Consider the following 25,217-nt stretch of genomic DNA (forward strand, 5'->3'; position numbering starts at 1 on the left):
GCGTCATGGTACTCCAGCGCCGACGTTACGAATCTTCGAGGCAAGAAAAAGCCCGACTTGAAAAAGTCGGGCTCGATGCCGCAAGCGCTTAATCGAACGCGCCGTTGAGGACTTCATAGATGAGGCCAGTGGCGAGGGCGACCAGTATCAGATCCGTACCGGCTTGCTGCCATTCGTAACCGTCGTAGTGCGGAAGGTGGCCGAGCAGACGATTGTCGAGTTTTTTCGCAATGCCCGGAGGTAACGGTTTGCCACGCGCGAGATTTTTCTGGACTCCGGGGGGCAATGCAGGGCCGGGTTGCCAATAGTCACGATATCCACCGACCAGGCCGATGACGTGGCTGCGGTCGACGCTCGGGCCATGGCTGTAATCCCCGTGGTTAGCGTTTTTGCCTTTGTTTCCTGCCCCTTGTGCATTGTGCGGGTTGCCTTTGCTATTGCCTTGCCCTTGCCCTTGCCCTTGCCCCTTACCGTTGCCGGGATCCGCGAGCGCGGCCATCGGGCCGGCAACCAGAACCAGCGACATCACACCTGCAATGCATCGAGTTGATCTGAACATATCCGTGCTCTCAGACAATGGCGTTATTCACAGGATAGTAGATCGGGATTCCCGCAGTCGTTGCCCGCGCTGATTCGTCCCTAGCGCTGAGCCAGCTCGTGGCGCACACACTGCTCGTAGTAGGTCTGCTTGACCGCCGCCGGCTTGAGCTTCGAGGTGCTGTTATAAGTCTGCTCGATAATCCCCATCGCGGTCATGCGCATCCACGGTTGCTGGAATTTGCGCACCTGCAATTGCTTGCGCGCGCCATACAAAGAAACTCCCGACAGTTTGGAATGCTGCGCACCTGCGGCGATATCCGAACCCCAGGTACAGGCAAAACGATGACCTTTGCTCAACTCTTTCGCCTGGGCTCCAGAAGCAAAGACAGCCAGGGAAAGCGTTGCCACGGTGATGACAATCGTCCGCATATAGCCAACCTAACCTTTTGAAAAAAGGCGAGTTTGACGATGAAAATGGCACTCGGGGGCCAGCAGTTTGCCCTACCACTCGTCCAGCACCATGCACCTTTGCTTCTCTCGCACCTCCAAGCCAGTACATCCCCTCGCGTGAAGGCTTAGATGATGAACAAGAAAATTGCGCTGCTATCGCTTGCCAGCCTGCTCATTATTGGTCCGATGAGCGCCATGGCGACAGAGCAAAACACTGCTGAATCTGCCGCCCCGCCGAATGCCCTGCCGGGCGTCAATCACTCGAAGAGCTCGAGCGCCCACGATGACAAGGCCGACAAGAAGGGCGAAGAATCTTCCGGAGGTAATGCGGGCGCAGAGTCGCATGAGACCGAGAAGGATGCGGCGACTTCGAGTGATTCAGAAGACATCAAGAAGGCGCCGAAACCTTAGGGCTCATTGACTGACATTCGCGCCGTGCCCGGAGCGGAAGTGGTCAGGGCCTGGGAAATGCCCGGAGGTTGAGAGATCTCCGTGCTTAAGAGCGGCGTATCAGGTTCCGGCTGGAGCGCCCGCTCCCGCAGCAGGAAATAAGACAGGGCAGGAATCAGCACCAGCGCGCCGAGCATGTTCCACAGGAACATAAAGGTCAGCAGGATGCCCATGTCGGCCTGAAACTTTATCGGCGACCAGATCCAGCACACCACGCCGGCCGCCAGGGTGATGCCTACCAGACCTACGACCCGGCCGGTAAACGACACGGCGTTGCGGTAAGCCTGGGACAACGGCAGGCCCTGGCGCTGGTAATGCAACTGGACGCTGAGCAGGTACAACGCGTAATCCACGCCAATGCCCACACCCAACGCGATCACTGGCAAGGTCGCGACTTTCACGCCAATGCCCATGATCACCATCAATGCCTCGCAAAGAATCGAAGTCAGTACCAGTGGCAACAGGGCGACCAAGGTAGCGCGCCAGCTGCGGAACGTGATCAGGCAGAACAACGTCACCGCCGCGTAGACGTAAAGCAGCATCGTACGATTTGCCTCGCGCACAACAATGTTGGTCGCCGCCTCAATCCCGGCCGACCCGGCCGCCAGCAGGAACTGTCGATCTTCGCTGGTGTTTTCCCGCGCGAATTTTTCGGCGATTCCCACCACGGCATCGAGCGTCTCGGCCTTGTGATCCTTGAGGAAAGTGATCACCGGCATCAGCGAGCAATCGGTATTGAACAGCTCCGGGGAGTTGACCGAGGCTTGCTGCGCGGCGTAGTTCAACACGTCCTGATTGCGCTGGATGCTGTTGAGTTTGGGGTTGCCTTCGTAAGTGCCGGCGGTGATCTGGCGCACCGCGTTAACCAACGACGCCGTCGCCTGTACGCCCGGATACTGCTGCAGCTCCCAAGCCAGACGGTCGGCGAGTATTAACGTCTTGTAGTTCAGGCAGCCTTCCGGTGCGGTCTTGATCATCACCGCGAACAGGTCGCTGGACAGCGCGTAATGGCTGGTGATGTAGGCGTTGTCACGGTTGTAGCGCGAGTCGGCACGCAACTCCGGCGCGCCACTTTGCAGATCGCCTATCTTCAGTTGCAGGCTGACGACAAAGCCGCCGATGCCCATCAGCCCCGCGACCAACACCGCGCCGGTAGCCCACTTGCGTGTAGTGAAACGGTCGAGCAGGTCCCACAGTTTGCCAAAGCCTTTGTGCCCTTCTGCGCGCGTGTCGATTTTCAGCGCACGCTCGGCAGCCTTGTGGCCAACGCCGACATAAGACAGCGACACCGGCATCAACAATAGCGAGGTAAAGATCAGCACCGCCACACCGATACTGGCAGTGATCGCCAGGTCGCGGATCACTGGAATATCGATCAGCATCAACACCGCGAACCCTACGGCGTCGGCCAGCAGCGCGGTGACGCCGGCAATAAACAGACGACGGAAGGTGTAGCGTGCGGCGATCAGTTTGTGCGTGCCGCGGGCGATGTCCTGCATGATTCCGTTCATCTTCTGCGCCGCATGGGACACACCGATGGCGAAAATCAGAAACGGCACCAGCACCGAGTACGGGTCGATGGCATAGCCGAGCCAGGCGACGATGCCGAGTTGCCAGACCACTGCGATCAGCGAGCAGCCGACCACCAGCAAGGTGCTGCGAACGCAACGGGTGTAGGCATAAATGATGATCAGCGAAGTGACGACGGCCAGGCCGAAAAACATCATCACCTGAATCAGCCCGTCGATCAGGTCGCCCATCAATTTGGCAAAACCGATGACCCGGACTTTGTACTGACCCTTGCCCTCCTCCCCGGCCTTGCGTGCAGCGGTGTCACCGGCGAACTCGATCTTGTCGCGCAACTGCTCTTCGAGCATCTGCGAAAAAGCGTGGTAGTCGATGCGTTGACCGCTGGCCGTGGCCTTGTCCAGCAGCGGCACGATCAGCATGCTCGATCGGAAGTCGCTGGCCACCAGGCTGCCGACGATACCGGCGCGGGAAATATTCTGGCGCAGCTGTTCGATCTGCTCAGGCTTGCCTTCATAGGTATCGGGCATCACCGGACCACCCTGAAAACCTTCCTCGGTGACTTCGGTCCAGCGCACCGCCGGGCTCCACAGCGACTTCATCCAGGCGCGGTCGACGCCTTCGGTGAGGAACAGTTTGTCGTTGACCTGCTTGAGCACGTCCAGATAACCGGGGTCGAAAATATCGCCCTGAGTGTTCTCTACCACCACCCGCACCGAGTTGCCCAAGCCGCGCAACGACTGGCGGTTTTCGAGGAAGTTCTGAATGTACGGCTGGCTCTGCGGAATCATCTTTTCGAAGCTTGGACGCAGCTCCAGCCGAGTCGCTGCCATGTAGCCCAACACCACGGTGACCAACGCCATCAGCAGCATGAACAGCGGACGATAGTTGAACACCCACCGTTCCAGCAGATTGCCGGACTGTCGGTCGAAGTCGCGCAGGTCGCGGATCACCGGCATGGTTTCTTGTTTGATATTGCCCATGTCTGGGGTCTCGCTCTAAGGGTTCGAGGGCTTATTCAATCGACAGCGTCCGGGCACCACGGCTGCCAACCGCCATCAGCGCACCGTCAGCGGCGCGCGTGACGCCCGTCACGGGGAACGGCTCGGCTTGCCGCACCCAATGCATTTGCGCAGCGGCACCCTGGCTTACCAGCCTCTGCCCGCCCTGAGTGAACAAGCGGTAATTACCCTGCGCATCGACGACGCCGGCGGTGATACTGACTTGCAGGCCTGTGTTCTGCGCAACCCAGCTGAAACCGCCATCGGTACTGCGCAGAACATTGCCGCGCAAGCCGTAGACGAGCACTTCCCCGGGCTTACCGAGCACGCCGAAAAAACTGCCCTGATAAGGCGTTGGCACAGCGGCGAAGCGCTGTTGTGCCTCGTCCCATTTCAGCAACAAGCCCTGCTCGCCGGCGATGTACAGCGCATCGCCGGTAGAGGCGATGGCATTGAGGTGAAAACCCTGTGGGTTGTCGGTGCGGTCCTGGAACGGTGTCCAGCTCTGGCCGCCATCCTCGGTACGCAGGATCAGGTTGAACACGCCGACCACATAGCCGAGGCGATCATTGGCGAACCAGACATCGAGCAAGGGTTTGTCGGCACCCTGCGCCACCAGGCGCTGACCTTCAGCAACGAGAAATGACCATTGCTCGTTGGCCGGTTCTGCACTGGCCAACGCGCTGTAGTGCTTGACCAGCAAGGTACCGATCTCGCGGCCGTCGAGTTGCTTGCGCCAGGTCGCACCGGCGTCGTTGCTGTGCAATATCACGCCGTCGCCACCCACCGCCCAGCCTTGGGTGGCCGAAGGAAAACTCACGGCATTGAGGTCGGCACTGACAGGCACCGCGGCCTGCTGCCAGTGCTGACCGACGTCATCGGAAAACAGAATGTGGCCACGCTGACCAACGGCAATCACGCGTTCGCCCGCACGGGCCGTGCCGGACAACGGACTGTGGATGGCCAAGGCGCTGACCTTGGCGGGCAGGTCCAGGACATCGAAATAATCAGCCGCGCAGGTGACGCCCTGCAACAGGCCGAGCACGACACCCAATGCCACCTGTAAATAATTCTTGTACGAACACATACCGCGTCCTCTTCGAAAAACCGCGCCGGGGGCACACTTGCGTGTGCCTGGCGTTCACACCTGACGCCGCGACGGTCGGCGTGCACCGACCGCCACACGGCCCATGCTGGTGAGCAGTGGACCTTGCGAGCGCTTGCTTGCGGCCGGCTTAGCGAATGCCGCTGCCGGCGAGGGATTCCGACGACCATTGCGCCTTGGAGAGTGGATCGATGTACTTGATGCCGCCGTAAGGCCCGACCACGCCGTTGATGTTGTACGAGCCCCCCACCAGGTCGTAGATCATGAAAGGCGTGGAATCCGGGATCTGCTTGTCGTAGCTCTGGCTGAGGAACGCGAAGGAGCCACGGTACAGTTGGCCACGGGCGTCGTATTGATCAGAGGCCAGAGCGGTCCAGCTGTCTTCGTCGAGGTAGAAGCGGCGTTTCTGATAGATGTGTCGCGCACCGGCCTTGAGATTGCCTTCCACTACCCAGACGCGGTGTTTTTCCCAGCGCACGAAGTCCGGAGCCAAGTGATTGGCGGTGGTCAGCGACTTCGGATCCTGGGCGTAAGTCAGTTTGTAGGTGTTGTAGGGGACGATCATTTCCTGCTTGCCGACCAGCTTCCAGTCGTAGCGATCAAGTGCACCGTTGAACACGAAAACGTCGTCGTAGGTGCCCGCACCGGCAGTGCCGGGGTTAGGCGTGTCGTAGGCCAGGTTCGGCGCCAGCTTGACCCGACGCTGGCCTGGCAAGTATTGCCAGGCACGGCGCGGCTGTTGCAACGGGTTGGCGGCATCCTTGAGCATCACCGCTTCACCGGCCCGGCGTGCGGGGCCGGTGTAAGACAATTTCATCTGGTAGTACACGTCGGCGCTGCTGATCGGCTGCGCGAGGTTTTCGTAGATCGGATAGGAAATGAACGCCTGCCCGGTGGTCGCCAGGCTCGGCACGCCGGCGGAGTCGACGTTCCAGGAGTCGTACTTGGAATTGATGCTCACGCCCTGATAGCGCAGCAGGAAATTCCACATCGCTTCATTGCCCGATTGCGGGATCGGGAACGGCACGCCCGGCAGCACGTTATCGATGGCCAAGCCACCTTCAAGGGACTTGGCCCCGCTGGCATTCTTCACGCCGTTATCGAGGATGGCTTTGGGCAGAGAAACGGTGCGATGAGTCGGGTATACATCGACACGAAAAGTCGGGAAACGCCTGGCCAGTTCCGCCGTGGTCGCACTGAGCAAGCCTTTGTACTGATCAACGTTTTTGCCGTCGATCACCAGCAACGGTTTCTCGTTGGCGAAAGGATCCGGACGCATGCTGTCACCGGACTTGAAACTGGCCGGCGGCGTGGTCAGGCCACCGTCATAGGCAGGGATGGAGCCGTCAGCATTGCCGGCCTTTTCGGCACCGACCAGGGTCAGGTTGTTGCCCAGTCTGGCAGCGTCCTGAGTTGAAACAGCGGCCTGTGCCTGGGCGACAAGGACCATGGCCAGCGAAGCGGCCAACACGGTTTTGGCGAATGTCATCTTGTTATTCTCCTGCTTGCATTGAGCAAATCAGTGGTGAATCAAAAAGTGGTTTTCATCGTCAGGTACACGGCGCCACGATCTTCAGTCGTGGCACCACCACCGGAAAAGGCTGAGTAGCCACCGGCGTAACAGGCGTAGTTTTCGTTACCGCTAAAGGCGTTCGGCGCAGCGCCGTCACCTCCGGTCGGGCCGGTACTCACACCGCTGACACTGCACTTGTCGGCCTTGCCGAAAGCGTCCACGTACTTCAGGTCGACAAAGTATTTGTTGTACACAACGGCCCCGAGGCCAATGGCGTAGTTACCGGTGTCTTTGGCGCCACCCCCGGAGACCGGTGAGACGCCGTCGAGACCGACGTTGATGGACATCGGTGCATTGAGGTCGACGCCGGGAAACACCTGGTACCAGGTTGGCGTGAAGTTGACCGCGATGCCCCAGTTGTCGCGGGTCGGCTGATCGATACCGCGATAGGTGTCCTTGCCTTTGTAGAGAGCTTCGTTCTGGTTATCGAGTTTGAGCAGGTTGCTGTAATACAGCTCACCGAGCAGGGCTGCCGAATCGAACACCGGGGTTTTGGCAAAGGTCATCAAACCGTTGAGCGTCCAGTGCAAGGTGTCGCCAGTGGCGGCCATGCTGTCGCCCTTGTGCGGCGTGTCGTAAATCACACCGGTGGCCGCCGTACGCGCCGGCAACAGGCCAAGCCCCGCGCCCAGCCCCAGCGGACTGTTAGTGCTGACAACCGCCGGAATACTCGCCAGCGGCATGTTGTGGCGGATGTTCAGGTCCGAACCGACGCTAACCCCGCCGAAGTCCTTGGACAGGCTCAGGCCAACGATCTTGATGCTGTCGGCATAGGCCATTTGATAGGTGGCGGTGCTCAGCGAGTTGAGCGTATTGATCACCGCAGGCACTTGCCCTGCCGGACGAGTGCCGTTGGGGTTGGCCGAACTCAGGCCTCTGGCATCCAGCCAGGCTTGCGGCAGGATTTCCGAGGTTTCGCGGTAGTAAACGCCGAGTGTGCCGTCGAGCCAGGCTGGCGACCACTTGGCCATGACGCCCCAGTCCCCGCGCTTGTCCGGCGTCAGGTCATGACCGCGACGCACATTGGTCAAGCCGTTGCACGGCGCCAGACCACAACCCAGCGGACTGCCCGGCACCACGCTATTGGTGTTGCCCAACAGGAACGATTGCCCACCGAAACCGACCAGATCGGAACCACCGTAATAAGTGCCTGCTTCCGGCAGGCGCGCGGCGTCCCAGTCGAGGAAATACTGCGCGCCTACGGTCAATTCGGGATTGACCGTGAACGACATCGACAACTGGTTGCGCGGCACGAACAGTTCCTTGGCTTCGGTACCGGGCGAGGCCGCGAGTTTGGCCAGATCGAGGCCGGACTGGCCGTAACTGATCGAATGAACCGGGTTGAGAATGGTCTCGCCCCAGAACACGTTGTGCTGTCCGGCCTTGACGCTCAGCAGCGACTCCTCGCCGACTTCGGTGCTGTAGAACACGAAGGCATCAAGTATTTCGCCGGAGGGACCTGCGTAGTAACGCTGGGTGTAGTTGCTCAGGTGCGGGCTGCCATTGCCGACGTTGTCAGCGGTGACCCCGGCCAGGCGCGGATCATTGGCGACCAGACCCGATCTTGCGTCGTTGCCGTTAACGAACGGATTGGAATTGGAGCCGGTGTTCTCGTAGGCCTTGTCGTACCAACTGGCCGCGCTGACGCGAAAGCCCATGTGGTTCTGATAGACCACATCCATCTCGGTCAGCAGGTCGACACGCTGGGTGATGTTGGTCCCGGCCTTGCGGAAGTTGTAGTCGCCATCGTTGTTGTTCGGCGTCGCCAGCATGCGTTTGTCGGCGCTTTCGGTGCGCACGCCGTAGTTGTACTTCACCGTGTTATCCAGGCGCACGGTCCAGTCCGGGTTACCGGTGTCGAGCTCGACGGCCTGCGCGACCGGCATGGCGGCAGCCAGAATCGCCGAGGCCAACAGGGTGTAACGCGAGGGTGCAAACCCGTGACTCTTATTGTTATGCATTGCGTTGTCTCCGCCTTTTTGTATTTGTTTTAAGCGCAGCCGCCCTCGTGCAACCCCTTGTTCCAGGGATTTACATTTTCAGGAGTGAGGGCAAATGCCGGATGGCGCGGGCCAACCGGCGCCTGAACTAGCGATCCAGCTCGAGGATGAGTGCTTCGGCTTGTGGCCAGTGCCCGTAACCGGCAGCAGGATTGAGATGACCGACTTCGCCGAAATTGAGCAGTTCGCTGCCCCAGCCTTCGGCCATGTGCGTGGCAGCTTCCAGGCTGGCGAGGTGGTCGTTGGTACTGGCGACCAGCAGACTGCGGAACGGCAATCGACCGTTGGGCAGAGGAGCCCAACCCTGGCTGCGCAGGGTTGCAGCGGATGGGTAACCTTGCGGCCACTCGGCATCAAGATCCGGCGGCGCGACCAGCAGCGCGCCCTTGATCGACCGACTGTGTCGGGCAGCCCAGTGCGCAACCATCAACACGCCGGCGCTGTGAGCGACCAGAATCACCGGCCCGTCGATCTGCGCCAATGTGTGTTGAATCGCTTCGACCCGCTTGCTGCAATCGAGTTTGTCGGCTTCCAGCGGCGGCACACTGCGCACCTTGTACAGTCGGGTGTGCAGCAACGTCTGCCAATGTTCGGCAACGTGCTCGCGCAGACCCGGGACGATCAGAACGGTTGCGACAGTTTGCAGTTTGTCCACTTCAACACCTTCGCTTTCTCGATGACTCGACTGGCTCTGTTCGCCAGGGGCTTTTTATAGTTCCGACATTAGATAGCGCCCGCCCGAAGCGCTTTTCATTGGACGTCAGGCTCTTTTCTTTTCATGACAAAGTTTCAGGTATTGGCGCGAAGCGACCATTGGTCGAATATCCCCGCAGGTTCTCCACAGCTCACTGTAATCAATGGGTGAGCGTCGACTGCGGCACAACGGCGGGGTGATTCTGGACAGCATCGGGCGACGGTTTTCGACAACGTCACAACTGTTCAATTGCTGATGTGCTGGCTATAGTCGCCACGCAAATTTGAATCGCAACCGGCTCAGGAAAGACCTTCGCATGCCCAAGCTTGTTCGCGCCGCCGTCTTGACCAACTACCTGGAGGTCACTCAATACCTGGGATTCAATCCGGGTGATGTGCTGGCCGGTGTCGGCTTGAGCAAGGCCAAACTGCAAGCCCCTGAACATCGCATCCCGATCGACGCCGCCGTGCGCCTGCTTGAGGATTCGGCAGCGGCCAGTGGCTGCCAGAGCTTCGGGCTGAGCATGGCCGAGTCACGCCAGCTCTCGGACTTTGGCGTGGTCAGCCTGCTGCTCAGCCATCAGCGGACGCTGCGCGACACGTTGCAAGTGTTGGTGCACTACCGCCATCTGATGAACGATTCGCTGGCCCTCTTCATCGAGGAGGCCGGCAAGATGGTGATCATTCGCGAAGAGGTGGTGACTGAATCGCCGATGCCCTGCCGACAAGCCAATGAACTGGCAATCGGGGTGATGTTCCGCTTGTGCGCGGCCCTGCTCGGCGCCCACTGGCATCCCTACAGTGTCAATTTCACGCATCAGCCCCCCGACAACCTGCAACTGCATCGTCGCCTGTTCGGCTGCAAGCTGGAGTTCGGTAGCGAGTTCAATGGCATTGTCTGCCCCAATACCAGCCTTGACGTGCCCAACCCCTTGGCTGACCCGGCAATGGCGCGCTATGCCCAGAGCTACCTCGACTCATTGCTGAACCACGAAGGCCCTTCGATGCTGTTCGAGGTGCGCAAAGCCATCTACCTTTTGTTGCCGATGGGACGCGCCACCATCGAGCAAATCGCCCAGACCCACGGCATGAACGTTCGAACGTTGCAGCGCCGTCTCAAAGATGACGGCTGCGCCTTCAATGACGTGATCAACGACGTGCGCCGTGACCTGGTGCTGCGCTATCTGGAAAACCCGAATTACTCGCTGGGCCGGATCGCGGACATGCTTGGCTATTCAATGGCAAGTTCCTTCACACGTTGGTTCATCACCCAGTTCGGCATGCCGCCGGCAGCTTGGCGCAGCGCGCAAAAACAACCCAAGCCAGCCAGTACGCCGAGCCCCCTGCCCGGCCACACGGAACCCTGAGACGACTGAAAACCCCTCGCGCAACTGACAAAAAAAACGGCAATTGCTGGTGCAATCGCCGCAAAAGACCGGTGTTCATCACTCCGGTCGAAGCCCCACTGCGATCAGAGTCAAACGCAGTGCAGCCCTGCCATAAGCGTTCGCGTCAGGCTCTAGAGGCCCCAACGCAGCAACAACAGCACCAGCACAACAAGGAACACCGTCTCCCCCACCATCAGCAGGATCGGCTTGATGCCGACAGCCGCCAGCTCCTTGAGCTGGGTTTTCATGCCCAAGGCACTGATGGAAACCACCAGGCACCAGCGCGACAACTCATTGACCGATCCCTGCACCACCGGGGCTATCCATCCAGTGCTATTGACGCAGGCCAGAATCAGAAACCCGACGGCGAACCAAGGCAGCAGCGGCGGCCGTTTGCCGGTGGGGTCAGCGCCCTGCATGCGAGAGATCATCGCCGCGCACACGATCACCGGCAGCAGCATGGCGACCCGCATCAACTTGACCACCGTGGCCGTATCACCGGTTTCGGTCGACATGCTGTAACCGGCGCCGACGACCTGGGCGACATCGTGGATGGTCGCCCCGAGGAATACGCCTGCCACTTGCGGTGACAACGACAGCCAATTGGCAATCATCGGGTAAACGATCATCGCCAGGGTCGACAGCGCCGACACCCCGATCACCGTGAATAATGTCGCGCGTTCTTTCTGCGGATGGTTCGGCAATGCCGCCGCCAGCGCCAACGCGGCCGAGGCACCGCAAATCGCCGTGGCGCCACCGGTGAGCATGCCGAACAAACGCTGAAAGCCCATTGCCTTGGCCGCGATCACCGAGACGCCGATGGTCACCACCACCAAAATCACCACCAGCACCACAGGCTTCCAGCCCAACGCCGCCATTTGCTCGAGGGTGATGCGCATGCCCAGCAGCGCCACGCCGATGCGCAACACCGTGCGCGCAGTGAACTCGATGCCGGCCTTGCAGACACCGTCACCGGCAAGAAAATTGAGCGCCATGCCCAGCAACAACGCGAACAGCATCACCGGCGCAGCGTAATGCTCGGACAAAAAAGAGGCTGCGCCGGCAACGATCAAGCTGACGACAAAACCTGGCGCCAGCTCCCGTGTTCGGCTGTGAATACGAGTCAGAGCAATGGCGCTCATGGCGCGGACTCCTCGGCAACGACAACGATGTATGCCTGACCGTCGATGAGTTCGACCGGGTAGCTGGCAACTTTGACTGCGCTGGAATTGAGCAAGTAACCGCTGCGCAGATCGAAGCGCAGACCGTGGGCGCAGCACTGAATCACTCGCCCCTCAAGGCGCCCGCCACACAACGAGGCGCCTTGGTGCGGGCAACTGTCGTCGATGGCGAACAGATCGCCCTCGACGTTGAAAATCGCCAGGCTTTTGTCATCGAATTCGAACAGTGCACGAGCGCCCACGCGCGGGAGTTTTCCGGCAGGCACAGGGATACGAAGACTCATGTCGGCTGCCGCTCGCAATCACTTTCTTTCAGTGACTGACTCATGGCCCCAAGCAATGCCGCAGCAGGTTGCGCGCCTACCACCGTCATGCGGCGGTCGAACTGAAAACTCGGCACGCCACTGTTCGCTCCGGGTGATCCGCCAAATGCCGTGCCATCGCCCGTCAGGCAATCGGCGAAGGCCTCCGCATTCATGCCGCAGGAGCGGACAATCGCGAGCAAGGTCTCGCGGCATCCGAGGTCTTCGCCTCTCTGGAAATAAGCGGCGAAGAGGCGCTCAAGCAAGATGTCACGATGGGCAAGATTGCCCAGCTCACTGGCGCGCTGGAACAAACGATGCGCGTCTGCGGTGTTAGGCATTGTCGCGATATGGCTGAAATCAATGGCCAGTCCGACCGCTGCGGCAGCCTGCTGCACCTGGGTCTGACGCATGAGCACTGCATCGGCATTGCCCAGGCGCTTGCGATAAAAATCGGCGAAGGGCTCACCTTGTGCCGGCAACTGCGGCAACAATTGCATGCCATGCCACACCGTGGTGATCTGCACACCCGGATGGCGACTGCGAAACTGTACCTGCGCATGTTCCAGTTGACGCTTGCCGATCAGGCACCAGGGACAGATGAAATCGAAGAACACATCAATACGTAAACGACCACTCACAACTTCACCCCTACGACGGATTCGTCCACCAGATCATCGATCCGCTCACCCTTAAGCCGGGCAATGTCCTTGTGGTAATGACACTTGGCATAAAAGAACACGGCGGCCGCCGCGATGCTGAGCAATGGCACAAACTGGAAAGCTGCCTGCAAGCCGATCACATCGGACAGCCTGCCGGTGATGAACGGCCCAGGCGCCAGCCCGAGCATGTTGTTGGCCAGGGTCAACGTGGCGAAAGCCGTGCCATGGACCGAGTAATGCGTGAGGTTGGCGACCATGGCGCCGCAAGGCCCAGTCGTGCCGGCCGCGATCAACATGCCGAGGCCGATCAGCGCCAATTGCACCGGCCCCGCTGGCAGGGCGAACGCTGCCGACAACAACAGGCAACTGCCCAGGCAGTAGGCGATGGCCAGGGCGACTTTGCGTTCCGGCGAATGGCGACACAGTCGATCGCTGAGCACGCCACACAGAATCATTCCCGCGCCGCTGCACAGCACGATGATCGCCGCGACCCCGCCCGCCTTGTCCGTGGCCATGTGGTAATAGCGATTGAGATAACTGGGCATCCACACAATGACGGTGCCGGCGACGAACAGTTGCAGGCCACTGCCGATATAGGCCGCGATCACCGAGCGGCTGGAAAACAGCGTGCGCAATGGCCGCTTGATTGCTGCCGCCGCTTTGTTCGCCGCGAGGGACGCACGCTGCGGCGCAATGCGTGCTTCCTTGACGATGATCGGGTAAAGCACTGCCAGCAGCAGGCCGAACAGCGCCATACCGGCAAACGACCAGCGCCAGCCAAGCTTGCTCGCGATTGCCCCGCCCAGCGCCATACCCAATACCGAACCGAACATCCCGCCCGCCATGAAGGCACTGGCCAGCGTGGCCCGCAGGTGTTTGGGAAACACCGAGATCACCACCGCGATGCCGACGCTGCCGTACGCCGCTTCGCCGACGCCAACCATGAATCGCGCAATGAACATCTGTTGATAGTCCTGCGCGAAGGCGCAACCCAACGTGGCCAGACTCCACAGCAATGCCATCAGCGCCAGGCTCTTGACCCGGCCAAAGCGGTCCGCCAGCAACGACAGCGGGAACGTCAGCAGCCCGACCATCAGGGCGACGATGCCACTGAGCAGGCCGAGCTGGCCGTCGCTCAGCGCCCATTCGCCCTTGAGCAGCGGGAACACCGCATTCAACACCTGGCGCGACATGTAATCGGAAATCAACAGCCCGAACGTCAGTGCAAAGACGATCCAGGCATACGGGCGCGCGACGCCGACAGCATCGTCGTCATCGTCTGCGGCGATTGGGTGAAAGGCCATTCAGCCTCCTCAAAGCTTTGTCTTATTGTTGTTATCAAGCGTGTTGCAGTGCAGCGGGCGGGAGGCCATGGACCTTCCGCCTCTACTGCCAATCAGCCGCGTTGCGGCACACCTTTTTGCCCAGCCTTTCGGTTGGGCGCCATACCGTTGGCCAACAGGGTTTCTTCGATGCTCTGGTACTGCACGCCGATGCGGTAGATCTCACGCGCTTCTTTGCCGGTGGCGATGTCGCGACCCAGTTCATGCGCGATCCGCACGGTCTGTTTGATCTGCGCAACCGAGCCGAACCGATCGCCCTTGTGATCAATGATAGTGTCCTCATTGCCCACACGCGGGTGCAGACCCATGGCCATCGACATCGTGTTGAACGGCATCACATTCTTGAGCAGCGACTCTGAGGTCAGGGTGCAACCGTCCGGCGCGCGATGGATGAAGTTGAAGAAGTTGAACGGGTTGGGGCCATCGAAACCGCCGCCGATGCCGATCCAGGTCAGGTTCAACGGGCCCTTGTAGACGCCCTTGCGCACCAGACGCTCAAGGGTTTCCATGGCATGCATGCCCGTTAGCTGGAAATGCGGCTGGATGCCGTTGTCCATCAGACGCTTGAGGTGCTCGGCAACCCAGGCCGGGCCGGCCGGCACGGTCATTTCGCTGTAGGCGGCCTGAACCAGCGGGTTGGCCAGGGTCGTGCCTTCCAGGTATTGCGGATAGAGCAGCTCCATGATGTTCATCTGAGTGGTGTTGATCGCCACCGTGACCTGATCCGGTTTTGGCGTCAGCTCGGCGAGCATATGTCGCGTATCGTCCGACAGCCACTTGGCGGCTTCACCATCGCTTTCAGGGGCAAAGGAAATCGAACCACCGACCTGGATGATCATGTCCGGCACGGCTTCACGCACGCCGGCGATCAACTGGTTGAACTTGGACAAACGCTTGGAGCCCTTGCCGTCCAATTCGCGCACGTGCAAGTGCAAGACCGTGGCACCGGCCTCATAACACTCGACCGCTTTTTGCACCTGCTCGTCCATGGTCAGCGGGATGTCTTCGGGGAAGTCCTCCGGCATCCATTCCGGGCCATACGGAGCCACGGTGATGACGACCTTTTCCATGTTTTCCGGGTGCAGGGAATCGTCGAAGAATTGCATGGGTTACTCCTGTTCTTATGATTGTCGCGCCCACCCGCGATCATGCCGGGCAGACGTGTTTACGAGTGCGATGCAAAAGGGCTCGATCAGTAAGTCTTGTCGCCGATGATTCCGGCACGCTCCATCTTGCGATGGCACGGCGAGTAATCCATGACGGCATAGTGCTGGGTGCTGCGGTTGTCCCAAATGGCGATGCTGTTGGGCTTCCAGCGCCAGCGCACCTGATACTCGGGGATATAGGCCTGGCTGATCAGGTAGCGCAGCAACTCGCTCGCGCCGGGGTTGGCGTCCTGACCAAAGCGCACCCGGTCGGGGGTGTGGTAGTTGCTCAAGTGCGTAGTGAACGCGTTGACAAACAGCACCTTTTCCCCGGTTTCCGGGTGGGTGCGCACGACCGGGTGCTCGGCATCCGGGTACATATCCTTGAGCGCCAGACGCTTCTCGATCGGCATGGCGGCGCCAAAGCTCGCTTCGATGCTGTGACGGGCACGCAGGTCGGCAATCTTCACCTTCACGTCCTCCGGCAAACGCGCGTAAGCCTCGACCATGTTGGCCCACATCGTGTCGCCGCCCACCGGTGGGCACTCAACGCAACGCAGCACGCACCCCATCGGTGGCGCCTCGCGCCAGGTTGCGTCGGTGTGCCAGGCATTTTCGTAGCGATCCATCGGCTGATCGGGGTTCTTGTAGATGCGCACCAGCCCGGGATGCTCCGGATCACTGCCCGCCACCGGATGACCTTCCAGCTCGCCGAAGCGACGGGCGAACGCTACGTGCTCGGCGCGAGTAATGTCCTGATCACGCAGGAACACCACCCGATGCTTGAGCAACTGGGCACGAATCTCGGCAAAAAGACCGTCGTCATGCACCGCATCGGCGAGGTTCACGCCGATCAGTTCGGCGCCAATGCTGCAGGTCAATTGTTCGACTTTCATGGCAGGCGACTCCCTTAGATGACGAAAATCGACGAGCCTGTGGTCTTGCGTGATTCCAGGTCGCGATGAGCCTGGACAGCGTCCTGCAAAGCGTAGTGCTGGTTAATCCCAATCTTGATCCGACCACTGCCAACATGGTCGAACAACTCACCCGCCAACGCGGCTTTTTCCGCCGGGTCGGCGATGTAATCGGCCAGGGCCGGACGCGTCAGGAAAAGCGAACCTTTCATCGCCAGCATCACCGGATCGAGAGCCGGAATCGGACCAGATGCCGTGCCGACGCAAACCATCAGACCACGGCGCTTGAGCGAATCGAGCGAGCCCATGAAGGTGTTCTTGCCGACGCTGTCGAACACCACGTTGACGCCGACGCCATCGGTCAGCTCGCGAACGCGCGAGGCGACATCTTCATGGCTGTAATTGATGACCTGGTCGCAGCCATGGGCCCGAGCGATTTCACCTTTGGCCTCGGTGGACACCGTACCGATGACAGTCAGGCCAAGCAGCTTGGCCCACTGCGAAACGATCAGGCCCACGCCACCAGCAGCGGCATGCAGCAAAATGCTGTCGCCGGCCTTGAAATCATAAATGCGCCGCATCAGGTACGCCGACGTCAGGCCGCGCATCGTCATGGCGGCGGCAGTCTCGAAACTGATGGTTTCCGGCAGCTTGATCAGCGGCGCGGCGGGGATCAAACGCTCAGTGCTATAGGCACCCAGGGTATTGAGAAAACCGGTGTAAGTGACACGATCACCCACTTGTACATGGGTAACCCCTTCGCCAATAGCCTGAACCACACCGGAGGCTTCAACCCCCATACCATTTGGCATCGGGATCGGGTAAGTACCATTGCGAAAGTATGTATCGGCATAGTTCAGGCCAACCGCCACATGACGCAGCCGAACCTGGCCCGGACCGGGGTCGCCAACGTCGACCTCCTCATAACGAAGGACTTCGGGACCACCGGTTTCGTAAAAGCGTACGGCTTTGGCCATGTTTTCTTATTCTCCAGTCTGCCAGTTTGGCGTGCAGCGTCGATTAACGCTGACTGGACTGTAGGACGCAGCCTGACGAACCGCTTCTCATCAGACGACAATGGCTTTTCATTTGGTGACAACTGGGGAGATGGGGGCTTGGGAGATGTTTGGGGGGCTTGTCGAGCTTGTTGGGTGGCCCGACCTTCTTAAGGATCTGAGAAGACAACGGGCAGTTTTGCGCGGGTACAAAAAAGCCGATCTGACTGATCGGCTTAAGTGTCTGAGTTTACTCAGGAATAATGGTCGGGACGGAGTGATTCGAACACTCGACCCCTAGCACCCCATGCTTGAAAACGGGATGAAACCCCAGTATTTGTTGAGTCTTCTATCGGCGCTCGCTGCAAACGGTGCCGCACTGACCTTCACTGAAATTTACGAATCCCCGAAAAAGTCCCCGCGCCTATTGGCGCTCTCCCCGGCGCTCTGCCAACAATCAATCTCCCTGCTACTCTGGTTTCGTCCACGGAGGAAACCAAAATGCCGAACTCTGATCTGCTCCCTTCCCTACTCTTCAAGATCAACGAAAACCAACTCGCGCTCGAAGCCGCCATCATGGAATTGACGAACTGGGTCGAACAGCGCGGATCTGCCGACGTCGCGGAGAACGTCCGCGGCGCACTATGGGTAATCGACAAGAACGAAGAATTCATCAAGATGACGCTAGCGGTTTTGATGACGCCCGACTAACTGCTATCGAATAGCTGCCATTCGCGAAAGGCTGCCGTTCGACGACTACTCAAAGCCTTAAGCCACACCAAGCACAGGCAGTCGGCAACGGCGCTGCGCGCTGTAGGGCGAGCCCCACGCATGTTGTTCTAGCACGCCATGACTGACGTTTTAGGCGACACCATCAAGTAGCAATGGCTACCCTTCCGATTCAACAATGTAGTCGGCCCCTACTACAAGAGCACCCCAATCAGGATAACCACCATTCTCGATTATCCGTTTTATAGCGTCCGCACACAGTCGTTGACCATTCGATAAAACGTCGGACACTGATCCTTTTTTAAGTGACACCGTCCCCGTATGAGCCGCCATTGATCGCAGGTCGTATAACTCCTGAAACTGACGGTAGAGTTCGGTTCTATGCGAGCCGTTTTGGCCTAGAAGCCATGCCCCCCTCAATCGGAACTGCAACGACAGTTGCTCCTTCTCCTTCTTCCCAGAAAGTAATAAAGACTCCAGGGCTATACCGAGATCCAAGGCCTTATCGACCTCGCTACGGTGCCGGACGGCCTCATTCAAGCGATGTAGCGAAACAGCGAGGTGCGTTCGGTCCTTTTCGGTCAGGCTAATAAACTTTAAGACAAGCTCTTCAAATCCGTCGAAGTCAGGTAGTCCTACTTGGACGTTATGAGAGACCCGAGTTTCTTCATTTGCCCATCCATATCCTTCGGGGCTACTGCCTTTTAGGAATTCACCATCGTCAAGCTCAAAAAAATGTCGATAAACAATTGGCGAACTCGGACCTATAAGTGTGAGCAGTTGCACCGCTGTCATTGCTAGGAGGGCATCGGGCCCGGGTTGTGCCGTGCTGGAGTGTGTGACAAATCGGCTATGTTTAGCGTTCGGTCGGATCAATGCCGCCCCTGCAATTTTTTTTTCCGAAAGATCAAATTTCCCGAGTGGGATCGATGGGCTATGCCTCTTCGCCTGGGAATACTGTTTTTGAAATTCGTCGACAGGAACGTCCTCTGGAGGACACAAAAATAATCCATGTCCGATGGCAGTCCTTTCTTGCACCGTTATTCCACCTAAAATTATTATCTCGGAACTGATGGTATGCCCGGTTGCTAAGAAGCTAGAGAGTCCTTTCAGCGCCGCATCAACGCCGTATTTTACACCGAGACGAATAAGGGCTTCTCCAACCAAACGCGATTGCAGGCTGAATCTGCCGTTTCCCGTGTAGATGAACGAATCACTAAACTCCTTCATTTCTGGAAGCTGCTGCACCGCATCTAATAGATTGGGTTGCACCGAAACGTGCGTTCCACCGCCAAACTGCGCGGGAATCTCCGAGATAAGCGTGTCCCCGTAGTTTTCGATTTCGAACTTAAGAACCTCGCCAAGGACGCCCCATCTATCCATTGAAAAATCTCCCGCGTGAAGTGCCACCTATAAATCGACCGATTCTATCCAGATCTAGCCATCCTTGGTGAGGCTCCTGCAATGGGCGCATGATCGCGTGTCCGGATGAGGCAAACGAAACTGAGCAGCTACGCACGAACGGGTGGTGTCGACGTGTTGCTCAGCCAGTAGTGTCTGCTTTCGGGCGGATTGAAGGACAGCATCGGGTCGATGTCGGTCAGTCATAACAGATTGGCTCTGAGCCCAACGCCAATCGAAACCTGCCGGAATCAAATCCTGCTCTACGAGAACGAAGTTCCGGAGCTGAACCTGCAACTGCGCCAGGCTCGGGACAAAATTTTCAGATTGGTGGAGATGAATAACGAAGTTGCCGGCGAGCGAGATGCGCTGCGCTCGCAACTGGCTGACCGAAGGTCTGAAATTGCCTGCATACAAAGCGAGAGCACGGAGTTGCTCAGCCAAGTCAGGAACCTCACGCAGGTCGCAGATCAGTGTGACCGTCCGCTCCATGAGAACCAGCGACTGCTCAATGAGCAGGCGGAGCGAGAATAGCGTACAGAATCCGGATAAGCAGACTGCGCTCACGCAACGCAGGGGATTAGCTGACAGAGCTAGCGTACGATTAAAGCTCTTTCAAGGCTGTTAGTCGCAAGAATCCTGGAGGGGATAGGTCGTCAAAAAGGCGTAGCCAAAGATAACCAAATGGGATGGATTGACGTAGAATGCGCCAATTTCAGGCCTAGACGGTTAACATGAAAACCATGAGCAAAATCAGTGCGGCAGCTTTTATGTCTCTCACAGCGGTCTTTCTTTCAGGCTGCGACGACAACACTGCGAGTAAAACCGTAACTATGAACGGCTCAGATAAATGCAGCGTGGATGTAATTTCTGGAAAACCCGACGCTATTGTATATGTTAAGCGAGGCAAAGTTGAAATTCAGGGCTGGGCATTTGACGACGCCACACAAGTTACAGCGCAAAACCTGCAAATGCGCCTAACTGGCGCACAAGGCGAAGCAACTGCCAAGGACCCTGTGAGATTCGACCGTCCTGATGTAGCTAAGGCCTATAATAACAAGGAGCTTACTAATTCAGGGTATAACTTTGTTTTAGACACTACAGCGCTTGTACCGGGAGCTTACGCAATCGCCCTAGAGATTCCAAAAGGTAATGCAATGTATGTATGTCAGTCTAAAAAGCTTGTGGTCATTATGTAGATTTACTGCGCATCTATCGACGCGATATTTGTAACTTATGCCGTGGGAATATCACCTAGATTCAAATTCTTGCAGGGAATCTCGCTTACGGGACGTCTCTGAAAAAGATGTGGTGCCCGAGCTTCAAGGTCTGCTTGGCCTTCGCCGCCCATGCCGGCGCCTTGATGCTGGTGGCGTAGTAGTGCGTGGCGCCGCCGGTTGGATCTGGCACCTTTCCATCGATCACCTGGTCAGCAGCGATCCGACATTGCGCCAGCTCGCGGAGCGGGATCTGCTTCACGCCGATCAGGAACTGATAGTTCGGGTCGGTCTTGTTCCAACAGCTGAACTGGTACGGCTTCTGGCAAACGCCCGCGTAGCCTTCTCCCCACCATGACTTCTCCTTTCCGTCGAACACACGATTACGAATCGTCCAGGCCACGGCCATTTGGCCGGCCGTTCCTTCACCGCGCGCCTCGCCCCACAGCGTGCGAGCAAGAATGTCGCGGTCTCTTTCAGTAAAGGTCATGCTTTTCTCCAGGCGAAAAAAAGCCGGCGCAATGGCCGGCTCGGGTTTAGATCAGGGCTATTTCAATATGCGAAGGAAATCTTCGGCATAGATTCGACTCCCCCTTTCGGAAAGGTGGTGGGAATCTCGATATAGCAAAACCCCACCCTTGCTGATGCTGCAAACGTCATTCGCGCAGAAGACGCCCAGCGGGTCGTACACTTCCAGTTTCGGGTGTTTAGCCTGCAGCGCCTCAAGCATGCGCCGAAGCTCACCCTGTCGGGCGAGAACATCGGGCCGCGTCAGCGTGCAATTCATCAATGGATTTCTCAAGCAGTCCCGGGGAAACCAAGGGAGCTCAGGGGCGTCGATATTCACGACCACTCTCTTACCGGATCCCTCCAGTCTTGAAATCGCGCTATCCAGCCCCGCTTTGAACATATCGGCATAGGACAGGCCTTCAACTCCATCCATGCTGATTTTCACAAAACCCGGCCCCAGACCGCTCTTAACGTGATCCGCTGCGTATTTGCTTGGCAGGAAATACCCACCAAAGAACGAGAGCACAACGACGCGGACGCCCTCCTGTTGTTGCAGCCAGCCGAAAATCGCCTCCATGCGGCGACTGCAATCTGGCTGACTGCCGACTACCGAAACGCCAAGCACTGGCGGGCAACTGTTGTTGGCGAGCAATATCCATGATCGTTGTTTGTCGCTCGCTACGATGCCGGGGAATTTGTCGTCGGCGTGGCTATCACCCACAAGGGCGATATTCGGTGCGATCGCACTTGGCTCCTTACACATATCCAAGCCAGACAAGCCAGCACCTGTACACGCCCTGTAATCAGGAATGTCCTTGGCGGGCTGCATGTCGGTCGACTTCACGGCGATAGCGCGCTCCGGCGCCCCGCCACTTGCGAAGATACCGAAGCCAGCAGCACCTATTACAAGCATCATGAAAACCAGCACTGGGGCGAGCGAACGAACATGCCTCGTGCGGCGCTCGATAACAACGTAAGTCGCCCAGGCCAAAGCAATTGATGCCGCAACCAAGGCTGTACGCATGGCGAAAGACGGCTCTCCACCTTGAACAATTCGGGCAAATGACAGCAACGGCCAATGCCAGAGGTACAAAGGGAAGCTGATCAGGCCGACCCAGACCAGAACTCGATTGGAAAGCACGACGCGGTTTAGCCACGCATGCGGTCCGGCCGAGATAAGCAAAGCCGAGCCGAGCACAGGAAGTGTTGCCCACCAGCCCGGGAAAGCCCTGTCCTTGCTCGCCAGAACTAACGCAGAACCAACCAGAAAAGCACCCAGCAGCGCCTTCAAATTCCGCAGGAGCTTGCCATTTACAGCTTCGCTCTCCGAAGGACGATACATCAAGAGGTAGGCCAAAGCAGATCCGGCCAACAGTTCCCAGAATCGGGTCTGAGGAGAATAAAAGGTCGCTACCTGATCTTTTTCAACCCCGATGATGTTTAGCAGGAACGAGGCACAAGCCAACCCGACCAGCACCCACAGGAAGTTCAGCCGTGCTTTGTGAAAAGCCCAAAGTAGGATCGGCCACACGATATAGAACTGCTCTTCTATACCCAAAGACCAGAGGTGAAGCAGCGGTTTTGTTTCGGCGGAATTGTCGAAGTATCCGCTTTCTCCCCATAGGACGAGGTTTGAAACGAACCCGGCGCCCGCAGCGGTGTGTTTGCCAAGCTGCGAATACTCATCGACAAACAGCAGAAACCAGCCAGCCAGCAATGTGACAAGAAGAACGGTGATCAGCGCTGGAAATATCCTCCTGACCCGACGCCCGTAGAATTCTGCAAAACTGAATGACGATCGATCTAGGCTTCCGAAAATGATGCTCGAGATCAGAAACCCAGAGATCACAAAAAAAACGTCGACGCCAACAAACCCGCCACGAAGGAAGGAAGGAAAGGCGTGAAATCCAACAACGGCCAAGACAGCGATGGCCCGCAGACCATCAATGTCGGCACGATATTTTGGATGAATCGGTGCATGAGGTTTCTTTGAGACGGTAAAACTGCCTTCCGGCTGGCCAACATTCATCAGGCGTAAATCTTCCAGATATCTGATTTGCGCGACAACTTACCTGAACAACCCCATCAATCCAATGCTGAATAAACCGTTCATAGTCTAGATTCCTTCAGTGCAAGCCTCACTTTTTCTCTGTCGTTGGTGCGAAGGCGCAACGGCGGGATCTGTGCCGTTTGGATACATCTATTGAGCGTTCGCCTTCAGCTCATCGAGTTCGGCCTTTAGAGTTTTGATAGCCGATACCAAGTAGGGAATCAGGCCTGTGTAATTCACCCGCCAGATATCCTCTTCAATATCCGGTTTCGCTGGAGTGACCAGTAACGGTGTGATCTCGAAAAGCTCCTGAGCGATTACCCCCACTTCATGGTGTGGGTATTCAGTGGAGTCAAGGAAGTCACGACGGTCAAACTCGACCGGGCGGATTTGCAGGATTCGATCAAGGCCATCGAGAATTTCAACGTCGTTTGTCTTCAGGCGACGGTCTGAACCTTGGCTAACGGTGCCTGGAACATTGAGGTTTCCGGCGTAGGTGTAGGTCATGGTGGGGCCGGTCGCGGTGTTATTTAGATTCACAGAGCGCCAACTGAAGCCACCCGTGCCACCACCTTGGTTGCAAACCCAATCACCCGATCCGACCAACCCACCCGCGCCGGTATTCCAAAGCTGATAAAGCCCCTGACCTTGCGCCACATTGGTTGTGCCGCTTGTGCGAACGTAGGCAGTCGCTAATAGACCAGTGATATCGTTGTTATTGCCCTTGAGCGCTCTACCGGTTATTTGCGCCTGAAGCTTCCCGAGTGCTGAAAGAACATTATCACCCGCAACGATTACGGCTGCGCTGGCTGTGCTCAACCCATCTAACAAGGACGCTAGCACTCTGCTGCCGGAAAAGTATCTGTTGGTAGGTCCTTCGGGGACCGCATCAGTACTCAAATTTGAAGTGCCTGTTCCTCCCTTCGATATGGGCAGAATTTCGTAATTACCGGTGGTGCCGAGCGCGGAAAGCTTCACCCCCCACTGACGATTGATATCGCTGAATGCGTCGGCAAGTGCCTTGGGATAGCCCTGCACCGGCATGATTGCATAGGGCGCACCAATGGCTGTCGGCCCCTTGTAAGCCGGAACGATGGACATCACCGTCGCACTTGCAATATTACCGATTTCGTAACTCAAACCATCCTGACCAATGAAGGCGTCACCCACTTTTGCGTTCGCCGCAAAGTCTGCGCTTACACTAGATACCGTTGTCGACCCGTTCGTTACATTAACTGACCCAATCCTAAGCCAAGGCATGGAAGTATCCTAATTCTGGATAATAAAAAACCCGCACTGGGCGGGCTCGGTTTTTCATAACGGGCGCATGGGTCGTGCAGCAAAAGTGGTTCTGCCGTTTTTGGCAGTGCCCCCCTCCGAACTCACCACTGCACCGACATAGCCATTGAGGGTAGTCCGAACTCCCGCGTGAAAACCGCAGGGCGTGTCCAGTGTTGTGTTGCCGTTGTAAATCTTCCCTCCGAGCAAGGTCGAGGCGAGGAAGTAATCCTCATAGGAACCCGTCCAAGGCATCTGGTAGCCGCTCCAGTAGATCCCGGACACTTCGCCTCCGCGGTTGTCCAGCGTCCAGCCTTCATTGATCGGGAAACCTGTCATCACCAGAAGATTGTCCGCACCCACAAAAATCTGTTCATTCGCAGCATTACGCAAACGCAGATCGTATTCATTGGGTGGTGACGTTGAACGGAATGTAGCGACCAGCCATCGACCGCTACAGTCGGTACTGTTGAAAGGCGCCATCAAATGCAATCTGAAGTAGAAGCCGGTCCAGTTGCCCGGCCCGCCCATCTGCATCAACGTGTGATACATACCGTGGTTGTTCGGATTCAAGAACACATGTGGCGCTTCGGCAGTTGTTATTGGCGCTGGGTAAGTGATCACCGCCGTGGTGATCGTTGTCGATGACGTGGGGGTTTTCCCTATCGCGTAGCTGCCAGATGCCGCTACGTTCAAGACTTTGTTGTCATTGTCGATCTGGAAGAAATTCTGGCCGTTACGCGACCTGAATCCATAGTCCATG

General features: G+C 57.9%; 24 protein-coding genes. 5 read left to right on the forward strand and 19 right to left on the reverse strand.

Annotation, left to right across the window (positions count from 1 at the left end):
- Window positions 1–88: 88 nt before the first annotated feature.
- Both ICA15_RS00475 and ICA15_RS00480 read right to left on the reverse strand, forming a co-directional pair.
- Complete coding sequence (locus ICA15_RS00475) at window positions 89–559, reverse strand: anti-virulence regulator CigR family protein (protein ID WP_210555511.1); 471 nt, start codon at window positions 557–559, stop codon at window positions 89–91.
- Between the two features lie 80 nt (window positions 560–639).
- The gene (locus ICA15_RS00480) at window positions 640–969 is read right to left on the reverse strand and encodes a hypothetical protein (protein WP_150616570.1); all 330 of its coding nucleotides are present in this window, start codon (window positions 967–969) and stop codon (window positions 640–642) included.
- Between the two features lie 153 nt (window positions 970–1,122).
- Here ICA15_RS00480 and ICA15_RS00485 point away from each other — a divergent pair, with 153 nt between their 5' ends.
- Window positions 1,123–1,401 carry a hypothetical protein gene (locus tag ICA15_RS00485; RefSeq protein WP_210555510.1) on the forward strand — a complete coding sequence of 93 codons (279 nt, stop codon included), beginning with the start codon at window positions 1,123–1,125 and terminating at the stop codon, window positions 1,399–1,401.
- On the opposite strand, the gene ICA15_RS00490 is transcribed toward ICA15_RS00485, so the two are convergent.
- The 5 genes from ICA15_RS00490 to ICA15_RS00510 form a co-directional block, all read right to left on the reverse strand.
- Complete coding sequence (locus ICA15_RS00490) at window positions 1,398–3,950, reverse strand: efflux RND transporter permease subunit (RefSeq protein WP_210555509.1); 2,553 nt, start codon at window positions 3,948–3,950, stop codon at window positions 1,398–1,400. The two genes, ICA15_RS00485 and ICA15_RS00490, sit on opposite strands and share 4 nt — an antisense overlap.
- Window positions 3,951–3,981: 31 nt before the next feature.
- A complete protein-coding gene (locus ICA15_RS00495) occupies window positions 3,982–5,055 on the reverse strand; it encodes a WD40/YVTN/BNR-like repeat-containing protein (RefSeq protein WP_210555508.1) in 1,074 nt (357 codons plus the stop codon).
- A gap of 148 nt (window positions 5,056–5,203) precedes the next feature.
- Window positions 5,204–6,562, reverse strand: a complete 1,359-nt coding sequence (locus ICA15_RS00500) for a DUF1329 domain-containing protein (protein WP_150616574.1) — start codon at window positions 6,560–6,562, stop codon at window positions 5,204–5,206.
- Between the two features lie 41 nt (window positions 6,563–6,603).
- Window positions 6,604–8,607, reverse strand: a complete 2,004-nt coding sequence (locus tag ICA15_RS00505; RefSeq protein ID WP_210555507.1) for a DUF1302 domain-containing protein — start codon at window positions 8,605–8,607, stop codon at window positions 6,604–6,606.
- A 127-nt stretch (window positions 8,608–8,734) separates the two neighbouring features.
- Window positions 8,735–9,301 (reverse strand): RBBP9/YdeN family alpha/beta hydrolase, encoded by a 567-nt coding sequence (locus ICA15_RS00510; RefSeq protein WP_210555506.1) that lies wholly within the window; start codon window positions 9,299–9,301, stop codon window positions 8,735–8,737.
- Between the two features lie 355 nt (window positions 9,302–9,656).
- Here ICA15_RS00510 and ICA15_RS00515 point away from each other — a divergent pair, with 355 nt between their 5' ends.
- Window positions 9,657–10,706: an AraC family transcriptional regulator gene (locus ICA15_RS00515; RefSeq protein WP_150616577.1), complete on the forward strand. Its 1,050-nt coding sequence runs from the start codon at window positions 9,657–9,659 to the stop codon at window positions 10,704–10,706.
- 152 nt (window positions 10,707–10,858) lie between these two features.
- Here ICA15_RS00515 and ICA15_RS00520 read toward each other — a convergent pair whose 3' ends face one another.
- The 7 genes from ICA15_RS00520 to ICA15_RS00550 all read right to left on the reverse strand — a co-directional run bounded on the left by ICA15_RS00520 (window position 10,859) and on the right by ICA15_RS00550 (window position 17,251).
- A complete protein-coding gene (locus ICA15_RS00520) occupies window positions 10,859–11,869 on the reverse strand; it encodes a YeiH family protein (protein ID WP_210555505.1) in 1,011 nt (336 codons plus the stop codon).
- Window positions 11,866–12,192: a Rieske (2Fe-2S) protein gene (locus tag ICA15_RS00525; protein WP_210555504.1), complete on the reverse strand. Its 327-nt coding sequence runs from the start codon at window positions 12,190–12,192 to the stop codon at window positions 11,866–11,868. Before ICA15_RS00525 ends, ICA15_RS00520 begins: the two co-directional genes overlap by 4 nt.
- Window positions 12,189–12,851: a DsbA family oxidoreductase gene (locus tag ICA15_RS00530; protein WP_210555503.1), complete on the reverse strand. Its 663-nt coding sequence runs from the start codon at window positions 12,849–12,851 to the stop codon at window positions 12,189–12,191. Before ICA15_RS00530 ends, ICA15_RS00525 begins: the two co-directional genes overlap by 4 nt.
- On the reverse strand, window positions 12,848–14,176 hold the full coding sequence (locus ICA15_RS00535) for an MFS transporter (RefSeq protein WP_210555502.1): 1,329 nt from the start codon (window positions 14,174–14,176) through the stop codon (window positions 12,848–12,850). Before ICA15_RS00535 ends, ICA15_RS00530 begins: the two co-directional genes overlap by 4 nt.
- Window positions 14,177–14,268: 92 nt before the next feature.
- Window positions 14,269–15,321 carry a 3-keto-5-aminohexanoate cleavage protein gene (locus tag ICA15_RS00540; RefSeq protein WP_210555501.1) on the reverse strand — a complete coding sequence of 351 codons (1,053 nt, stop codon included), beginning with the start codon at window positions 15,319–15,321 and terminating at the stop codon, window positions 14,269–14,271.
- 86 nt (window positions 15,322–15,407) lie between these two features.
- The gene (locus ICA15_RS00545; protein ID WP_210555500.1) at window positions 15,408–16,256 is read right to left on the reverse strand and encodes a TauD/TfdA dioxygenase family protein; all 849 of its coding nucleotides are present in this window, start codon (window positions 16,254–16,256) and stop codon (window positions 15,408–15,410) included.
- A gap of 14 nt (window positions 16,257–16,270) precedes the next feature.
- Complete coding sequence (locus tag ICA15_RS00550; protein ID WP_210555499.1) at window positions 16,271–17,251, reverse strand: quinone oxidoreductase family protein; 981 nt, start codon at window positions 17,249–17,251, stop codon at window positions 16,271–16,273.
- 519 nt (window positions 17,252–17,770) lie between these two features.
- Between ICA15_RS00550 and ICA15_RS00555 the strand changes: the two genes are divergently transcribed.
- On the forward strand, window positions 17,771–17,980 hold the full coding sequence (locus ICA15_RS00555) for a hypothetical protein (RefSeq protein ID WP_210555498.1): 210 nt from the start codon (window positions 17,771–17,773) through the stop codon (window positions 17,978–17,980).
- 177 nt (window positions 17,981–18,157) lie between these two features.
- On the opposite strand, the gene ICA15_RS00560 is transcribed toward ICA15_RS00555, so the two are convergent.
- Window positions 18,158–19,381: a HEPN domain-containing protein gene (locus ICA15_RS00560; RefSeq protein ID WP_210555497.1), complete on the reverse strand. Its 1,224-nt coding sequence runs from the start codon at window positions 19,379–19,381 to the stop codon at window positions 18,158–18,160.
- A gap of 210 nt (window positions 19,382–19,591) precedes the next feature.
- On the opposite strand from ICA15_RS00560, the gene ICA15_RS00565 reads away from it, so the two are divergent.
- Window positions 19,592–19,933 carry a hypothetical protein gene (locus ICA15_RS00565; RefSeq protein ID WP_210555496.1) on the forward strand — a complete coding sequence of 114 codons (342 nt, stop codon included), beginning with the start codon at window positions 19,592–19,594 and terminating at the stop codon, window positions 19,931–19,933.
- 200 nt (window positions 19,934–20,133) lie between these two features.
- Window positions 20,134–20,598: a hypothetical protein gene (locus tag ICA15_RS00570; protein ID WP_210555495.1), complete on the forward strand. Its 465-nt coding sequence runs from the start codon at window positions 20,134–20,136 to the stop codon at window positions 20,596–20,598.
- Window positions 20,599–20,683: 85 nt separating this feature from the next.
- On the opposite strand, the gene ICA15_RS00575 is transcribed toward ICA15_RS00570, so the two are convergent.
- From ICA15_RS00575 to ICA15_RS00590, 4 genes are all read right to left on the reverse strand, one after another.
- Complete coding sequence (locus ICA15_RS00575; RefSeq protein ID WP_210555494.1) at window positions 20,684–21,106, reverse strand: cell wall hydrolase; 423 nt, start codon at window positions 21,104–21,106, stop codon at window positions 20,684–20,686.
- A gap of 57 nt (window positions 21,107–21,163) precedes the next feature.
- Window positions 21,164–23,155 (reverse strand): acyltransferase family protein, encoded by a 1,992-nt coding sequence (locus ICA15_RS00580; protein ID WP_210555493.1) that lies wholly within the window; start codon window positions 23,153–23,155, stop codon window positions 21,164–21,166.
- Between the two features lie 171 nt (window positions 23,156–23,326).
- Complete coding sequence (locus tag ICA15_RS28510; RefSeq protein ID WP_210555492.1) at window positions 23,327–24,346, reverse strand: tail fiber domain-containing protein; 1,020 nt, start codon at window positions 24,344–24,346, stop codon at window positions 23,327–23,329.
- A gap of 144 nt (window positions 24,347–24,490) precedes the next feature.
- A complete protein-coding gene (locus ICA15_RS00590; RefSeq protein WP_210555491.1) occupies window positions 24,491–25,216 on the reverse strand; it encodes a hypothetical protein in 726 nt (241 codons plus the stop codon).
- Between the last annotated feature and the right edge of the window lies 1 nt (window position 25,217).

Source organism: Pseudomonas sp. P116 (assembly GCF_020149425.1).
GTDB lineage: Bacteria > Pseudomonadota > Gammaproteobacteria > Pseudomonadales > Pseudomonadaceae > Aquipseudomonas > Aquipseudomonas anatoliensis.

Excerpts from the sequence above, each read along its gene's own strand:
- ICA15_RS00515 (WP_150616577.1), top strand. The coding sequence starts at position 9,657 with ATGCCCAAGCTTGTTCGCGCCGCCGTCTTGACCAACTACCTGGAGGTC.
- ICA15_RS00570 (WP_210555495.1), top strand. The coding sequence starts at position 20,134 with ATGAAAACCATGAGCAAAATCAGTGCGGCAGCTTTTATGTCTCTCACA.
- ICA15_RS00545 (WP_210555500.1), bottom strand. The coding sequence starts at position 16,256 with ATGAAAGTCGAACAATTGACCTGCAGCATTGGCGCCGAACTGATCGGC.
- ICA15_RS00495 (WP_210555508.1), bottom strand. The coding sequence starts at position 5,055 with ATGTGTTCGTACAAGAATTATTTACAGGTGGCATTGGGTGTCGTGCTC.
- ICA15_RS00475 (WP_210555511.1), bottom strand. The coding sequence starts at position 559 with ATGTTCAGATCAACTCGATGCATTGCAGGTGTGATGTCGCTGGTTCTG.
- ICA15_RS00490 (WP_210555509.1), bottom strand. The coding sequence starts at position 3,950 with ATGGGCAATATCAAACAAGAAACCATGCCGGTGATCCGCGACCTGCGC.
- ICA15_RS00505 (WP_210555507.1), bottom strand. The coding sequence starts at position 8,607 with ATGCATAACAATAAGAGTCACGGGTTTGCACCCTCGCGTTACACCCTG.
- ICA15_RS00580 (WP_210555493.1), bottom strand. The coding sequence starts at position 23,155 with ATGAATGTTGGCCAGCCGGAAGGCAGTTTTACCGTCTCAAAGAAACCT.
- ICA15_RS00575 (WP_210555494.1), bottom strand. The coding sequence starts at position 21,106 with ATGACCTTTACTGAAAGAGACCGCGACATTCTTGCTCGCACGCTGTGG.
- ICA15_RS00520 (WP_210555505.1), bottom strand. The coding sequence starts at position 11,869 with ATGAGCGCCATTGCTCTGACTCGTATTCACAGCCGAACACGGGAGCTG.
- ICA15_RS00565 (WP_210555496.1), top strand. The coding sequence starts at position 19,592 with ATGTCGGTCAGTCATAACAGATTGGCTCTGAGCCCAACGCCAATCGAA.
- ICA15_RS00540 (WP_210555501.1), bottom strand. The coding sequence starts at position 15,321 with ATGCAATTCTTCGACGATTCCCTGCACCCGGAAAACATGGAAAAGGTC.
- ICA15_RS00555 (WP_210555498.1), top strand. The coding sequence starts at position 17,771 with ATGCCGAACTCTGATCTGCTCCCTTCCCTACTCTTCAAGATCAACGAA.
- ICA15_RS00560 (WP_210555497.1), bottom strand. The coding sequence starts at position 19,381 with ATGGATAGATGGGGCGTCCTTGGCGAGGTTCTTAAGTTCGAAATCGAA.
- ICA15_RS00535 (WP_210555502.1), bottom strand. The coding sequence starts at position 14,176 with ATGGCCTTTCACCCAATCGCCGCAGACGATGACGACGATGCTGTCGGC.
- ICA15_RS00485 (WP_210555510.1), top strand. The coding sequence starts at position 1,123 with ATGAACAAGAAAATTGCGCTGCTATCGCTTGCCAGCCTGCTCATTATT.
- ICA15_RS00550 (WP_210555499.1), bottom strand. The coding sequence starts at position 17,251 with ATGGCCAAAGCCGTACGCTTTTACGAAACCGGTGGTCCCGAAGTCCTT.
- ICA15_RS00480 (WP_150616570.1), bottom strand. The coding sequence starts at position 969 with ATGCGGACGATTGTCATCACCGTGGCAACGCTTTCCCTGGCTGTCTTT.
- ICA15_RS00590 (WP_210555491.1), bottom strand. The coding sequence starts at position 25,216 with ATGGACTATGGATTCAGGTCGCGTAACGGCCAGAATTTCTTCCAGATC.
- ICA15_RS00525 (WP_210555504.1), bottom strand. The coding sequence starts at position 12,192 with ATGAGTCTTCGTATCCCTGTGCCTGCCGGAAAACTCCCGCGCGTGGGC.
- ICA15_RS00500 (WP_150616574.1), bottom strand. The coding sequence starts at position 6,562 with ATGACATTCGCCAAAACCGTGTTGGCCGCTTCGCTGGCCATGGTCCTT.